A 12,894-nucleotide genomic window follows, 5' to 3' on the forward strand; every position below is an offset into this window, starting at 1 on the left:
GCGGCGACATGCGACCACGCAGCGTCGCCGGGCCGCGCCCCGGCGAGCCGCTCGACCGTCGCGGGGGTCTCGGGCCCCACGAGCAGGAAGAGCGCCGTCTCCTCGCTCGCATCGCGGAGCGTGACCTTCTCGGAGAAGAGATAGTGGTCGAGCGCCTCGAGCGCCTTCTGCGCCATGCCGGGCGGGGTGACGAGGAGGATCCGGTCGTCGAGCACCCAGACGGAGAGAACGACCTGGACCTTCCCGTGGACGTCGAGCAGCGTCGCCGCGCAGCCCTGCCCCGGGGCGAGCGCCTTCACCTCGTTCGACAGCAGCGCGTGGAGGAACGTCGCGCGGTCACGCCCCGTCACCTCGACGACGCCGTGGTCGCCGCGGTCCACGAGCCCGACGCCGCGGCGCGCGGCACGGTATTCCTCGGCGGCGGCGGCGTCCGCGCGCGGGAGCGCTCCCTCGTTCGGCATGCCGCTATTCTACATGCTATCCTCCGCGCGATGCGCCGCCCGGCCCGGCGAACGATCGCACGCTTCCAGCGCCGGCTCCTCGCGTGGTACGCGGAGCACGGGCGCGACCTCCCCTGGCGCCGCACGCGCGCGCCGTACCGCGTCCTGGTGTCCGAGATCATGCTCCAGCAGACCCAGGTGGACCGGGTCATCCCGAAATATCACCAGTTCCTCCGGCGCTACCCGACGCTCCGGAGCCTCGCCCGCGCGCGCGTCGGCGAGGTGCGGCGGCTCTGGTACCCGCTCGGCTACAACATCCGCCCGGTGCGGCTCCGCGCAATCGCGCGCGAGGCGGTCGCGCGCTACGGTGGGCGGCTCCCCGACACCGCGGAGGACCTGCGCCGGCTGCCCGGCGTCGGCCGCTACACCGCCGGCGCGATCCTGTCGTTCGCCTACGGGCGCGACGCCGCGGTGCTCGACACCAACGTGCGCCGCGTCCTCGGCCGCGTCTTCCTGGGCCCGCACGGCCTCGCGCGCGTCCGCGGCGAGAAGGCGCTCTGGGACCTCGCGGAGGCGCTCGTGCCGCGCGGCCGCGCCTACGACTTCAACCAGGCGCTCATGGACTTCGGCGCGACGTGGTGCACCCCGCGCAGGCCGAAGTGCGAGCCCTGCGTGATGAAGCGGGCGTGCCGGAGCTACCCGCATCTTTCTCAGGCCACCCACGGTTCAAGCCGGCCTCGGCGGTCGAGCTCGTGCACGACGGGATCCGTGTGAACGTCGTGGCGTCCGACCACTCGCGCTACGTCACGGGCGCCGTCCTCGCCATGGACGGCGGCTGGACGGCGTCCTAGGCGCGATGCCCCCGGTCGTCGAGGTGGCCGCCGCGCTCATCCGTGACGAGGCCGGGCGCTACCTGATCACCCGGCGCCGCCGCAGCTCGCACCTCGAGGGGCTGTGGGAATTCCCCGGCGGCAAAATCGAGACCGGCGAGTCGCCCGAGACGGCTCTCCGGCGCGAGCTGACGGAGGAGCTCGCGGCAACGTTCAGCGTGGGCGAGAAGGTGGACACGGTGAGGTGGGAATACCCCGACCGGACCGTCGTGCTCCACTTCTACCGCTGCGCGCTCGAGTCGGGCGCGATCGAGCCCCGCGAGTCCCAGGCCATGGCGTGGGTCGCGCCCGAGCGTCTCCGGGAGTTCAGCTTCCCGCCGGCCGACCGCGAGCTGATCGCGAGGCTCGCCCGGCGCCCCGGCTAGAGGCGTGTCGGAATAACCGCCGTTCGAAGCCCCCCTCCGAGTTGACCTAGGGCGCGGCCGGCCGGGGCCCGATGGCGGCGGCGAGCGCGCCGTGGACCAGCGTGACGAGCGAGACGACGTCGAAGACCGGCCGGCCCGTCTCGCGCTGGATGTCGGCCGCGTAGGGCGGCATGTTGGTGCACTCGAGCACGAGCGCGCCGATGTCGGGGTGCTCGGCCACGAGCCGCCGCGCGACGCGGACGTGCTCCTCGCGCGCCAGGTCCACGTCGAGCACGAGCTCGTCGCCGAGGAGCACCCGCGTGAACTCCTTCTCCGTCTCCATCCCCGCGACCGCGAGCGGGATGTCGCGCCCGATCCCGGCGCCCTCGAGGTGCTCCGGCCCGAGCGTCGTCGCGTTGACGGTCATGATGCCGACGCGCCGGCCCGGCGGGAGCATGCGGTGGACCAGGGGCACGAGCAGCAGCGCCGAGGTGAAGACCGGGACCTTGACCGCGGCGGCCAGCTCTCGCTGGAACTTGACGAGGAACCCGCAGTTGGTCGTGATCGCGCCGACGCCCTCGCTCTCGAGCCGCTTCGCTCCCTCGACGAAGGCGGGCATCAGCCCCGCGGCGCCCCGGCGGACGACCAGATCGGGATCGGCGCCGGGCACCCGGTGGTACCGCACGGGGAACGGGAAGGTCGCCGCGTTGCCCATGTCGCCGGGGATGCGGGGGAAGCGCGTGTCGAGCATGAGGATGCCGACGGTGAAGCCGTACTGGTTGAAGCCGCCGCCCACGCGCCCGGACGCCATCGCCCTACTCTACCCGATCACTCGAGGAACGACAGGTCGACGACGCGCTCCATCGCCGCCTTCTCCTTCACCCACCCCATCTGGTGGAACCAGTCCTGGAAGGTCGCGATGTCCTGCGCGCGCGGGCGGGCGGCCGGGTCGATGTAGAAGGGAATGGTCGCCTTGATCGTCTCGGGCGGCACCTGCGTGTGCTTCGCGAGGATCGCCGCGACCTCGGCGTCCCTGAGGCCGCGCTCACCGTACCACTTGACACCGCGGACGTAGGCCTGGAGGAAATCGCGGGCGACCTTGGGCCGCTCCTTGATGAACCGGCCCGAGTACATGACGACGGCCACCTGGAAGGTCGCGATGGCCGGAACCTGCTCGGTGAGGAACGCGCGCACGCCGACCTTCTGCTCCTCCGCGCGCACGCCCCACGGCTCGGGCGCGATCGCGGCGTCCACGGCCTTGGCGGCCAGCGCCCGCAGGACGTCGGGATACGCGAGGTACGTCATGTCGATCGAGTCGAAGGCGAGCCCGGCGTGCTCGAGCGTCTTCGCGAGGAAGTAGTCGAGGTTGATGCCCTTGGCGCCGCTCGCGACCTTCAGGCCCTTGAGGTCCTTCACCGACCTGACCCGGCCCGACTCCCACAGGTCCTTCCGGACGACGAGCGGCACGAAACTGTACCCGAGCCGCTGCTGGCCCTTGTCGGCGACGATCCGGAAGTCCATGCCCGACGCGATCGAGTTGTAGAGGGCGGCGGAGGGCGTGCCGATCGCGACGTCGAGCTGGCCGGTCGCGAGCGGGGCGATCATCTTGGCGCCGGAGGCGAAGCGCTCGCTCTCGACGACGATCCCCTTCTCCTTGAAGAACCCCTGCTCGATCGCGACGTAGATGCCGGCGTTCGAGATCGCCGGGAGATCGCCGATCCTCACCGTCTCGTCGGCGAGCACGGGCCAGGGTGCCAGCACTACGAGGAAGAGCGCGGCGGCGGCGCGTCGCATCGCTCACTCCTCCAGGGCCCAGAGCTTCGGCGGCTCGCCGGGGAGGCCGAGGCGCGACCACTTGGCGGCGACGGACTCGTAGACGGACCGGCGGAGCTTCGTCCGCTTCGAGAACTGCTTGATGTGGCGGTGCTCCATGCACGCGTTGACGAGCGCTTTGGACCCGTAGGGGCGCTCCTCGGGCGGGTTCTGGCTGGGGTCGAGCCAGGTGGACCACGTCGATCGCAGGATGTCGATGTCCTCGATCGGGTTGCAGCGCGTGGACATCGCCCAGATCACCTGGTTGGTGTTCGACGGATCCACGTCCTCGTCCACCGCGATGATCCACTTCGAGAAGTACGCGCCGCCGGGGCACTGCGCGGCGATGGCGAGCGCCTGCGCCGCGTGGCCGGCGTAGCGCTGCTCGAGCGAGACCACGGTCATCGCGAAGCCGCCCGCCGCGGCGGGGTGGGCGTAGACGCCCTTGATGCCGGGCACGCCGAGCTTGTCGAGGTCGTTCCAGATCCGCGCCGAGCGTGCGATCGAGTACAGGAGCGCGCACTCGTTCGCCGGGTAATCGGCCATGAGCGCGTGCGTGAGGATCGGGTTGTCGCGGTAGTGCACCGCCTTGACGTCCACGAGGAACGCCAGATCCTCGGGCCGCCCGTAGTAGCCCGTGAACTCGCCGAACGGGCCCTCGAGCTTCTGGGAGCCCGGCGGAATGACGCCCTCCATGACGATCTCCGCGCGCGCGGGATAGAGGAGGCTCGTCGCCGTGCCCTTCACCAGCTCGACCGGCCGGCCGAGCAGGCCGCCGATGTAATCGAGCTCCGAGACCGTCTTGGGAAAGGTCACGCCGCCCGCGATGAACATCGCGGGCTCGATGCCCCAGCACGCCACGACCTCGCACGGCTCATTCCGCCCCCAGTAGCGCTCTATATGTAGCCGCGCGTCCTTCCCCGGTGAGAGATAGAGGCCGACCTGGTTCTTTCCCTGCACCATCTGGCGGTACGTCCCGACGTTGAGCCAGCCGCCGTCGGGGTCGCGCGTGATGATGGCGTCGCAGGTCCCGATGTACTCGCCGCCGTCCCGCGGCCAGTGCCGCGCGGCCGGGAACACGCGCACGTCCACCTTGTCGTCGCGCATGTGGTTCTCGTTGGCGACGGCGCCCTCGCCCTCGACGACGACGGGCGGGATCGGCTCGCCGAACTTCGTCCGGCAAGCGCGGATCAGCTCCATGACCGGGAGCCCCGTGGGCTCGCCGATCGCGAGGGCGAAGCGGTCCACGCTCGAGCCGATCGGGTTCCAGAGGGAGCGGAAGCCACGGGGCGACCCCTTGATGTTCTCGAAGAGGAGCGCGGGCGCGCCGATCTGCTGGTGGGCGAGATAGGTGATCGCCCCCATCTCCTCGTCGCGGCTCACCTCCTCGGTGATCCGCGTGAGCTGGCCGATCGCCTCGACCCGGGCGATCCACTCGCGCAGGTCGCGCGGCCCCGCGCCGTCCGCCCGGCGCGGCTCCCGCCTCCGACCCGCCTCGACGCCCGCCCCCATCTCTTCCATCGCGGCCCCCCTGTCCCGGGTGATGCGCCATTCTACGGCATGGCGAGCCGCAGGGCGGCCGGGGAGCGGAAACCAGGCTGGACAGCGGCGGGAGCGCGGCGTTAGGGTCGTGCCTGCGATGAAGATCGACGTCTTCCCCCACATCCTGCCTCGCCGGTATTTCGACCGGATGCTCGAGACGGCGCCGCCGGGCATGGCGCTGCAGAAGCGGATGTCGGGCATCCCGGTCCTGGTGGACGTCGAGCAGCGGTTCAGGATCATGGACCGCTACGAGGGGTACGTGCAGGTGCTGACGCTCGCGAACCCGCCGCTCGAGGTCGTGGGCGGTCCCGGCGTGAGCCCGGACCTCGCGCGCCTCGCCAACGACGAGATGGCCGCGCTCGTCGAGAAGCATCCCGACCGCTTCCCCGGCTTCGTCGCGTCGTTGCCGATGAACAACCCCGAGGCCGCCGTGCGCGAGATCGACCGCGCGATCGGCGACCTCCACGCGACGGGCATCCAGATCTTCACGAACGTGGCCGGGCGGCCGCTCGACCTGCCGGACTACCGGCCCGTCTTCGACCGGATGGCCGAGCGCGGCCTGCCCGTCTGGATGCATCCCGCGCGGCCGGCGACGGTGGCCGACTACGCGGGCGAGGCGCGGTCGAAATACGACATGTGGTGGGCCTTCGGCTGGCCGTACGAGACGTCCGTGGCGATGGGCCGGCTGGTCTTCTCCGGGATCTTCGACCGCCATCCCGATCTGAAGATCATCACCCATCACATGGGCGCCATGATCCCGTTCTGCGCGGGCCGCGTGGGCGGCGGCCTCGACCAGCTCGGGAGCCGGAGCGACGACCCCGACGACACCGCGGCGCTCGGGCGGCTCAGGAAGCGCCCCATCGACTACTTCAAGATGTTCTACGGCGACACGGCGCTCTTCGGCGCCTGGCACGCGATGGAGTCGGGCCTCGCCTTCTTCGGGGCCGACCACATCCTCTTCGGCACCGACATGCCGTTCGACCCCGAGAAGGGGCCGGGGTTCATCCGCGAGACGATCGCGGCGATGGAGCGGATGCGCGCCACGCCGGAGGAAAAGGCCAAGATCTACGAGGGAAACGCGGCTAGAATGCTGAGACTCAGGTTGAAGTGAGGACGGGGGCCCACCGATGACCAAGAAGGCGAGCATCGAGAGCACCGCCGAGGCCTATCTGGAGCTGCTCGCGGCCCGGGGCGTCGAGTACTTCTTCGGGAACGCGGGGACCGACTTCGCGCCGATCATCGAGGCGTACGCCCGCCGCGGCGCGCTCGGCCAGCTCCTGCCGCGCCCGATCACCGTCCCGCACGAGGCCCCCGCCGTCGCCATGGCCCACGGCTACGCGATGATCACCGGCCGGCCGCAGGCCGTGATGGTCCACGTCATCGTCGGCACCGCCAACGGCCTCGGCGGCGTCATCAACGCCGCGCGCGGCGGGGTCCCGATGCTCTTCACCGCGGGCCGCAACCCGATCACCGAGTTCGGCTTCCGCGGCAGCCGCGAGCGCCAGATCCACTGGGCGCAGGAGTCGTTCGACCAGGGGGCGATGGTCCGGGAGTTCGTCAAGTGGGACTACGAGCTCAGGAACTTCCCCCAGCTCGAGACCGTCGTGGACCGCGCCCTGGCGATCACCCAGGCCGAGCCCCAGGGGCCCGTGTACCTCACGCTGCCGCGCGAGGTGCTGGCCGAGCGCCACGACAGCGTCGAGTATTCCGACGTCTCGCGCGCGCCGCGCCCGAGCGACGTGGTCGCGGCCCCCGACGCGATCGAGGAGGCCGCGCGCATCCTCGCCGCGGCGAAGAACCCCGTCGTGATCACGAAGGCGCTCGGGCGCGACCCGGGCGCCGTCCAGGCGTTGGTGAGGCTCGCGGAGGTCGCGGCGCTCCCCGTCGTCGAGAACTTCCACACGCACCTCTGCTTCCCCCAGGACCACCCGCTCCACGCGGGGTTCGACTCGACGCCCCACCTCGACGAGGCCGACGCGATCGTCGTCATCGAGGCCGACGCCCCCTGGTTCCCCCAGCTCAAGAGCCCCCGGCCCGACGCCAAGCTCATCCAGATCGGCGTGGACCCGCTCTTCACGCGCTTCCCGATCCGCGGCTTCGGCGCCGACGTGGCGCTCGCCGGGACCGTGCGGCTCACGCTCGGAGCACTCGCCGACGCCCTCGCCGCGCGGGTGGACAGGCGCCTGGTGGGCGAGCGGCGGAAGCGCTGGGAGGCGGAGCACGCGCGCCGCCGGCAGGCGTGGGCCGCCGCCGCGCGGCGCGTGCAGAACGACCGCCCGATCGACATGGCCTGGCTCTCCCGGTGCGTGGGCGACGTCGTGGACGAGCGGACGATCGTGGTCAACGAGTACGACCTGGATCCGACGCAGGCGTGCTTCAGCAAGCCCGGAAGCTATTTCAACGGGCCGGCGTCGAGCGCGCTCGGCTGGGGCCTCGGCGCCGCGCTCGGGGTGAAGCTCGCGGCGCCGGACAAGACCGTCATCTGCACGGTCGGCGACGGCGCCTACATCTTCGGCGCGCCGACGGCCGCACACTTCGTCGCGCGCGCCTACGACATCCCCGTCCTCTTCATCGTGTTCAACAACCGCGCCTGGAACGCGGTCAAGCGCGCCGTCCACGGCCTGGCGCCCGACGGCTGGACGAAGAAGACGGGCTCGATACCGCTCTCCGATCTCGAGCCTGCGCCCGACTACGAGCTGGTCTGCCGCGCCTCCGGCGGCCACGCCGAGCGGGTGGAGGATCCCGCCGAGCTTCCGGGCGCGCTCGCCCGCGCGCTCCGAGCCGTCCGCGAGGAGAAGCGCCAGGCGCTCCTGAACGTGATTTGCAAGAAGCCGTGAGGAGACGCCCATGACGGTCATCGACGCCGACGGCCACGTGACCGAGTCGTACGACCAGATCGCGAAGTACCTGGACGAACCGTATCGCCGGCGCCCGCTCACCTTTCCCCTCTACACCGCGGACGGCTGGGACCGGCGGCTGATCGACAAGTTCCACGACTGGGCGGGCAACGCCGACCAGTGGCTTCGAGCGCTCGACAAGGGCGGCATGGAGCTGGCGGTGCTCTACCCGACGCTCGGCCTCTTCATGTCGTTTCTCAAGGACCGCGAGTGGGCCGTGCGGCTCTGCCGCGCCTACAACACGCTCATGCACGAGGAGTTCATCAAGGTGAGCCCGCGCCTGAAGGCGGTCGCGCTCCTGCCGGTCCAGGATCCCGCGGCGGCGGCCCGGGAGCTGAGGCGCGCGGTCCGCGAGCTGGGCCACAGCGGCGCGATGCTCGCCGCCGACGGCACGCACGTCCTCGGCGACGAGCGCTTCACGCCGATCTTCGAGGAGGCGCAGCGGCTCGACGTGATGCTCGGCGTCCACGCCTCGGGCTCGCACCTCGGCGGCGCCGGCGTGGACATGTTCCCGCGCTTCATCCAGGCGCACACGTGCTCCCACCCGTTCGGCCAGATGCGCCAGCTCACCTCGATCGTCTTCGAGGGGATCCTCGAGCGCTTCCCTGACGTCCGCATCGCGTTCCTCGAGGCGGGCGCGGGGTGGGCGCCCTACTGGATGGAGCGGATGGACGACGAGTACGCCAAGCGCGGCGACGTCGAGGCGCCGGTGCTCAAGAAAAAGCCGAGCGAGTACGTGCGGTCGGGCAAGATCTACTTCTCCTGCGAGGCGGACGAGTGGCTCCTGCCGCAGGCGCTGAAGCTCGTCGGCGAGAACCAGATCGTCTACGCCTCCGACTTCCCTCACTGGGACCACAGCTTCCCGGGCTCGATCGACGAGATCCGCGACCGCGGCGACCTCACCGACGCGCAGAAGAAGAAAGTGCTCGCCGAGAACTGCCGCGCGCTCTACAAGCTCTGAGGATCCCGGGCAAGAGGTCCGCGCTAATGAACGCCGAGGCTGCGCGGATGCATCCTCTCACGTTGCGCTTCACGGACCCGGCCCTGGAAGCCGCCTTCGCCGAGGAGCAGGCACGCAAGTCGGTGCGGCTCTTCCGCCTGGCAGCCGTCCTCGGCGGGGCCATCATCGCGTTCTGGGCCATCTTCGACTATCTCTCGCCCATGACGTCCCGGCCGCGTGGGCAGTTTTCGCTGGCGATGCTCTTCGCAATGCTGCCCGTCTACGTGCTGGGTTACGCGGCCAGCTACAGGCGCGGTTTCTTGCGGCGCCAGCAACGCATCACCTTGACCGGCCTCTGCCTCGTGTCTGTCGCCATCGCCGGCATCGCCTCACGGATGCCCCCGACGATGTTCGGCGGCATCCTGTCGATCGTGAGCATGCACACGATCGCCATCTACACCATCGTCCGTCTCCGCTTCCCCGTGGCCGTCGTCGGCGGCTGGTTCACCCTGGCGATTTTCCTCGGCTTCCTGGTCAGCATTGGAACGCCCGGGCCTGCCCTGCTTCGGATCGGCGCCCTGCTGGCGGTCGCCAACGTCGCGGGCATGTTCGCGTGCTATCAGATGGACCTGTACGTCCGCCGCGAGTACGTGGCGATGCTCCTGCGCGAGCGCGCGGAGCTCGAGGCCCGTCGCGCGCGCGAGGAGGCGGAGGCGGCCACGCGGGCGAAGAGCGAGTTCCTGGCCAGCATGAGCCACGAGCTCCGGACGCCCCTCAACGCGATCATCGGGTTCTCCGAGGTCCTCGACGAGCGCATGTTCGGCGATCTGAACGCGAAGCAGGAGGAGTACCTCCGCGACATCCACGAGTCGGGTCAGCACTTGCTTTCGCTCATCAACGACATCCTCGACCTCTCCAAGGTCGAGGCGGGACGGATGGAGCTCGAGGTGACCACCTTCCATCTCCCATCCGCTATCGACAACGCGGTGATCCTGATCAAGGAACGGGCGGCGCGACACGGCGTGGCGCTCGAGTGCGAGGTCGATCCGGGGCTCGGCGAATTCCGCGGCGACGAGCGAAAGTTCAAGCAGATCATGCTCAACCTGCTCTCCAACGCCGTCAAGTTCACTCCCGACGGAGGGAGGATCGCCGTGACCGCGCATCCGCGGAGCCCGCTGGTCGAGGTGGCGGTCGCGGACACCGGCGCCGGCATCGCGTCCGCCGACCTGCCGCGGATCTTCGACGAGTTCCGGCAGTTCGGCGCGGACACCGCCAGGAAGGCCGAGGGCACCGGCCTCGGCCTCACGCTCACCAAGCGCTTCGTCGAGCTGCACGGCGGCTCGATCCGCGTGGAGAGCGCGCTGGGTAAGGGCTCGACGTTCAGCTTCACCCTGGCGCCACAATGAGAGCGCGAAAGCTCTTCCTGCTCGTGCTCGCGTACGTCGCCTTCGACTTGGCCGACCCGGTGCTGCCGGGCGCCTTCAGCTTCGAGGTGAAGGACTCGGAGGTCGAGGAAGCGATCCACGTCCAGCGGCGCGCTCAGGAGCGGAAGCAGGTCGCCGGGCGGCCCACGCCGCCCGAGCGCGGCGCGCCGTCTCCTGACCCCGTCCGCGTGAGCCCGCCTCCGGGCGCCCGGCTCGAGGGGCCACCGCGCCGCGAGCCGCCGATCCTCCGCGTCGCGCGCTCCGCCCCGGTAGCGTCCGCTCGCGCTTCCGCGCCCGAAGACCACTAGCCCCTTCATCCCGTCCGTCTCCTGACCTCCGCCGCCCCGCGCGGCGGCTTGCGACACCCGTCCCATCTCACGAGGAGACACGAGATGACTGTGAACCATTACGAGGGCCTGGCCATCGCCCTCGCGCTCTTGATCGTGGGCCGCCTCCTGGTCGCGGTCCTCAGGGCCCTGGTGGAGTGAACTATGATGTTCTTGATGGACCCCGAGTTCTGGGCCCGGATGTTCGGCATCGTCGTGATCGACCTGACGCTCGCGGGCGACAACGCCCTCGTGATCGCGCTCGCCGTCCGCACGCTGCCTCCGCGCCAGCGGCTCTGGGGGCGCCTCTGGGGCACGGCGGGAGCGGTCGGCCTGCGGCTCGCCCTCATCGCCGTCGCGACGGTCCTGCTGCGCATTCCCCTGCTGCAGCTCCTGGGGGGGCTCGTGCTCCTCTGGATCGCGTTCAAGCTCGTGCGCCAGCAGACGGGGGTCGAGGGCCACGTCCGTCAGGGCGCCTCGATCTGGGAGGCGGTCTGGATCATCATCGTCGCCGACGCGGTGATGAGCGTGGACAACGTGCTCGCCGTCGCCGCCGCGGCCCACGGCGACTTCACGCTGGTGGTCTTCGGCATCGGCCTCTCGCTCCCGATCGTCGTCTGGGGCAGCGGCCTCCTCGCCACGCTCATGAACCGCTTCGTCTGGATCATCTGGCTCGGCGGCGGGATCCTCGGCTACGTCGCGGGCGAGATGATCCTGGACGACCGGAGCCTCGCCCGCTTCGTCGACCACGACCTGCCGGGCCTCGGGCTGCTGCCGCTCGTGCCGGCCGCCGCGATCGCGGCGCTCGGCTGGTGGCTCGCGCGGAACGGCAGAAAGAGGCTGCCCGGGCAGGCCTGATCTTCAGTATCCTAGGCGCGTGGCTCAGGATCTCCGAAGCTTCCTCGACCTCATCAAGCGCCGGAAGCCGGAAGACTTCCTGATCGTCTCGAAGGAGATCGACCCGGCCTACGAGCTGACCGCGCTTGTCGTGAAGCTCGAGCGCGAGGCCAAGCGCCGACCCGTCCTCCTCTTCGAGCGCGTGAAGGGCACGAAGTTCCCGGTGCTGACGAACCTCCACGCGAGCCGGTCGCGGCTCGCCGCGGCGATGGGGGTCGAGCCCGAGGAGACGCAGCGCGCATACCTCCGCGCGATGGACAAGCCGATCCCGCCGAAGGTCGTGGCGACGGGCCCGGTCAAGGAAGTCGTCCTCACGGGCGCGCGCGTCAACCTCGGCGACCTCCCCCCGATCCTCCACCACGAAGGCGACGCCGGGGCGTACGTCACCGCCGCGATCTCGTTCGCGAAGGACCCGACGGCCCCGGTCTGGAACTGCGCCTACAACCGGCTCCAGATCAAGGGGCGCGACACGACGTCCATCCACCTCACGACCGGCAAGCACCTCTGGGAGTTCCACCGGATCGCCGAGGCCCGCGGCGAGCCGCTGCCCGTGGCGTTCGCGATCGGCGTCCACCCGGCGATCGCGCTCGGCGCCCTCGCCATCGGCTCGATCGACGAGGACGAGCGGGCGATCATGGGCGGGCTCCTCGGCGAGCCGCTCGAGCTGGTGAAGTGCGAGACGTCCGACGTGCTCGTGCCGGCCCACGCCGAGCTCGTCATCGAGGCCGAGATCCTGCCGCGCGAGCGCACCGCCGAGGGCCCCTTCGGCGAGTTCACGGGCTACAGCCTGGGCGAGCGCCAGCGCGAGGTCGTCCGGGTCAAGGCGATCACCCATCGCCGCGACGCCCTGTACCAGGACATCACCGTCGCCCACCTCGACCACCTGCTCCTCTCCACGATCCCGATCGAGGCGAACCTCTATCGGGCCGTCCGCGCCATGGTGCCGTCGATCAAGGCCGTCCGTGTTCCCGGGCCCTTCACCTGCTACGTCTCGATCGAGCAGCGCGTGCCGGGCCAGGCGAAGAACGCGATCCTGGCCGCGCTCGGCGCCGATCTCTACATGAAGCGCGTCGTCGTCGTGGACCAGGACGTGGACGTGTTCGACGACCGGCAGGTGAACTGGGCGATCGCGACGCGGTGCCAGCCCGACCGCGACATCACGATCATCACGAACGCGCGCGGCTCGGACCTCGACCCCTCGACGCGCGAGGACGGCCACACCGCGAAGTGGGGCGTGGACGCGACCGCGAAGCCCTCGCTCGCCGCCTACACGCCGCGCCATCGCGTCCCGCCCGCGGTCTGGCAGCGGATCAACCTGAAGGACTTCCTGCCCTAGCGGTCCGTGGAGGAGAGCCTCGTCCGCCGGCTCGAGGCGGGAGCCC

13 protein-coding genes are annotated in these 12,894 nt (G+C 70.6%); 9 read left to right on the top strand and 4 right to left on the bottom strand.

What is annotated here, in order from left to right; translation table 11 throughout:
• Positions 1 to 461: hypothetical protein (locus VKG64_01775; GenBank protein HKB23755.1), on the bottom strand; the 461-nt coding region annotated here is incomplete at its 3' end.
• A 30-nt stretch (positions 462 to 491) separates the two neighbouring features.
• On the opposite strand from VKG64_01775, the gene VKG64_01780 reads away from it, so the two are divergent.
• Both VKG64_01780 and mutT read left to right on the top strand, forming a co-directional pair.
• Positions 492 to 1,214, top strand: coding sequence for an A/G-specific adenine glycosylase (locus tag VKG64_01780; GenBank protein ID HKB23756.1), 723 nt, complete (start codon positions 492 to 494; stop codon positions 1,212 to 1,214).
• Between the two features lie 82 nt (positions 1,215 to 1,296).
• The gene (gene mutT / locus VKG64_01785; protein ID HKB23757.1) at positions 1,297 to 1,695 is read left to right on the top strand and encodes an 8-oxo-dGTP diphosphatase MutT; all 399 of its coding nucleotides are present in this window, start codon (positions 1,297 to 1,299) and stop codon (positions 1,693 to 1,695) included.
• A gap of 46 nt (positions 1,696 to 1,741) precedes the next feature.
• Here mutT and VKG64_01790 read toward each other — a convergent pair whose 3' ends face one another.
• The 3 genes from VKG64_01790 to VKG64_01800 are packed head-to-tail and all read right to left on the bottom strand — an operon-like array spanning position 1,742 to position 5,007.
• Complete coding sequence (locus VKG64_01790; GenBank protein ID HKB23758.1) at positions 1,742 to 2,485, bottom strand: aspartate/glutamate racemase family protein; 744 nt, start codon at positions 2,483 to 2,485, stop codon at positions 1,742 to 1,744.
• Between the two features lie 17 nt (positions 2,486 to 2,502).
• Positions 2,503 to 3,468 carry an ABC transporter substrate-binding protein gene (locus VKG64_01795; protein HKB23759.1) on the bottom strand — a complete coding sequence of 322 codons (966 nt, stop codon included), beginning with the start codon at positions 3,466 to 3,468 and terminating at the stop codon, positions 2,503 to 2,505.
• A gap of 3 nt (positions 3,469 to 3,471) precedes the next feature.
• Entirely contained in the window at positions 3,472 to 5,007 is a 1,536-nt protein-coding gene (locus VKG64_01800; protein HKB23760.1) for a UbiD family decarboxylase, read from the bottom strand.
• 118 nt (positions 5,008 to 5,125) lie between these two features.
• On the opposite strand from VKG64_01800, the gene VKG64_01805 reads away from it, so the two are divergent.
• The 7 genes from VKG64_01805 to VKG64_01835 all read left to right on the top strand — a co-directional run bounded on the left by VKG64_01805 (position 5,126) and on the right by VKG64_01835 (position 12,848).
• Entirely contained in the window at positions 5,126 to 6,139 is a 1,014-nt protein-coding gene (locus VKG64_01805; protein ID HKB23761.1) for an amidohydrolase family protein, read from the top strand.
• Positions 6,140 to 6,155: 16 nt separating this feature from the next.
• The gene (locus VKG64_01810; GenBank protein ID HKB23762.1) at positions 6,156 to 7,865 is read left to right on the top strand and encodes a thiamine pyrophosphate-requiring protein; all 1,710 of its coding nucleotides are present in this window, start codon (positions 6,156 to 6,158) and stop codon (positions 7,863 to 7,865) included.
• Between the two features lie 10 nt (positions 7,866 to 7,875).
• Positions 7,876 to 8,886, top strand: coding sequence for an amidohydrolase family protein (locus VKG64_01815; protein HKB23763.1), 1,011 nt, complete (start codon positions 7,876 to 7,878; stop codon positions 8,884 to 8,886).
• 47 nt (positions 8,887 to 8,933) lie between these two features.
• Entirely contained in the window at positions 8,934 to 10,271 is a 1,338-nt protein-coding gene (locus VKG64_01820) for a HAMP domain-containing sensor histidine kinase (GenBank protein HKB23764.1), read from the top strand.
• Positions 10,268 to 10,597 (top strand): hypothetical protein, encoded by a 330-nt coding sequence (locus VKG64_01825; protein ID HKB23765.1) that lies wholly within the window; start codon positions 10,268 to 10,270, stop codon positions 10,595 to 10,597. Before VKG64_01820 ends, VKG64_01825 begins: the two co-directional genes overlap by 4 nt.
• Positions 10,598 to 10,780: 183 nt before the next feature.
• Positions 10,781 to 11,473 (top strand): TerC family protein, encoded by a 693-nt coding sequence (locus tag VKG64_01830; GenBank protein HKB23766.1) that lies wholly within the window; start codon positions 10,781 to 10,783, stop codon positions 11,471 to 11,473.
• A gap of 19 nt (positions 11,474 to 11,492) precedes the next feature.
• On the top strand, positions 11,493 to 12,848 hold the full coding sequence (locus VKG64_01835; GenBank protein HKB23767.1) for a UbiD family decarboxylase: 1,356 nt from the start codon (positions 11,493 to 11,495) through the stop codon (positions 12,846 to 12,848).
• Positions 12,849 to 12,894: the final 46 nt, after the last annotated feature.

It is taken from the genome of Candidatus Methylomirabilota bacterium, assembly GCA_035260325.1.
Taxonomy (GTDB): Bacteria; Methylomirabilota; Methylomirabilia; order Rokubacteriales; family CSP1-6; genus AR19.

What these genes read in the sequence shown, in the direction of transcription:
- VKG64_01780 (HKB23756.1), top strand. Translation starts at nt 492, where the DNA reads ATGCGCCGCCCGGCCCGGCGAACGATCGCACGCTTCCAGCGCCGGCTC.
- mutT (HKB23757.1), top strand. Translation starts at nt 1,297, where the DNA reads ATGCCCCCGGTCGTCGAGGTGGCCGCCGCGCTCATCCGTGACGAGGCC.
- VKG64_01790 (HKB23758.1), bottom strand. Translation starts at nt 2,485, where the DNA reads ATGGCGTCCGGGCGCGTGGGCGGCGGCTTCAACCAGTACGGCTTCACC.
- VKG64_01830 (HKB23766.1), top strand. Translation starts at nt 10,781, where the DNA reads ATGATGTTCTTGATGGACCCCGAGTTCTGGGCCCGGATGTTCGGCATC.
- VKG64_01825 (HKB23765.1), top strand. Translation starts at nt 10,268, where the DNA reads ATGAGAGCGCGAAAGCTCTTCCTGCTCGTGCTCGCGTACGTCGCCTTC.
- VKG64_01810 (HKB23762.1), top strand. Translation starts at nt 6,156, where the DNA reads ATGACCAAGAAGGCGAGCATCGAGAGCACCGCCGAGGCCTATCTGGAG.
- VKG64_01820 (HKB23764.1), top strand. Translation starts at nt 8,934, where the DNA reads ATGCATCCTCTCACGTTGCGCTTCACGGACCCGGCCCTGGAAGCCGCC.
- VKG64_01815 (HKB23763.1), top strand. Translation starts at nt 7,876, where the DNA reads ATGACGGTCATCGACGCCGACGGCCACGTGACCGAGTCGTACGACCAG.
- VKG64_01795 (HKB23759.1), bottom strand. Translation starts at nt 3,468, where the DNA reads ATGCGACGCGCCGCCGCCGCGCTCTTCCTCGTAGTGCTGGCACCCTGG.
- VKG64_01800 (HKB23760.1), bottom strand. Translation starts at nt 5,007, where the DNA reads ATGGAAGAGATGGGGGCGGGCGTCGAGGCGGGTCGGAGGCGGGAGCCG.
- VKG64_01805 (HKB23761.1), top strand. Translation starts at nt 5,126, where the DNA reads ATGAAGATCGACGTCTTCCCCCACATCCTGCCTCGCCGGTATTTCGAC.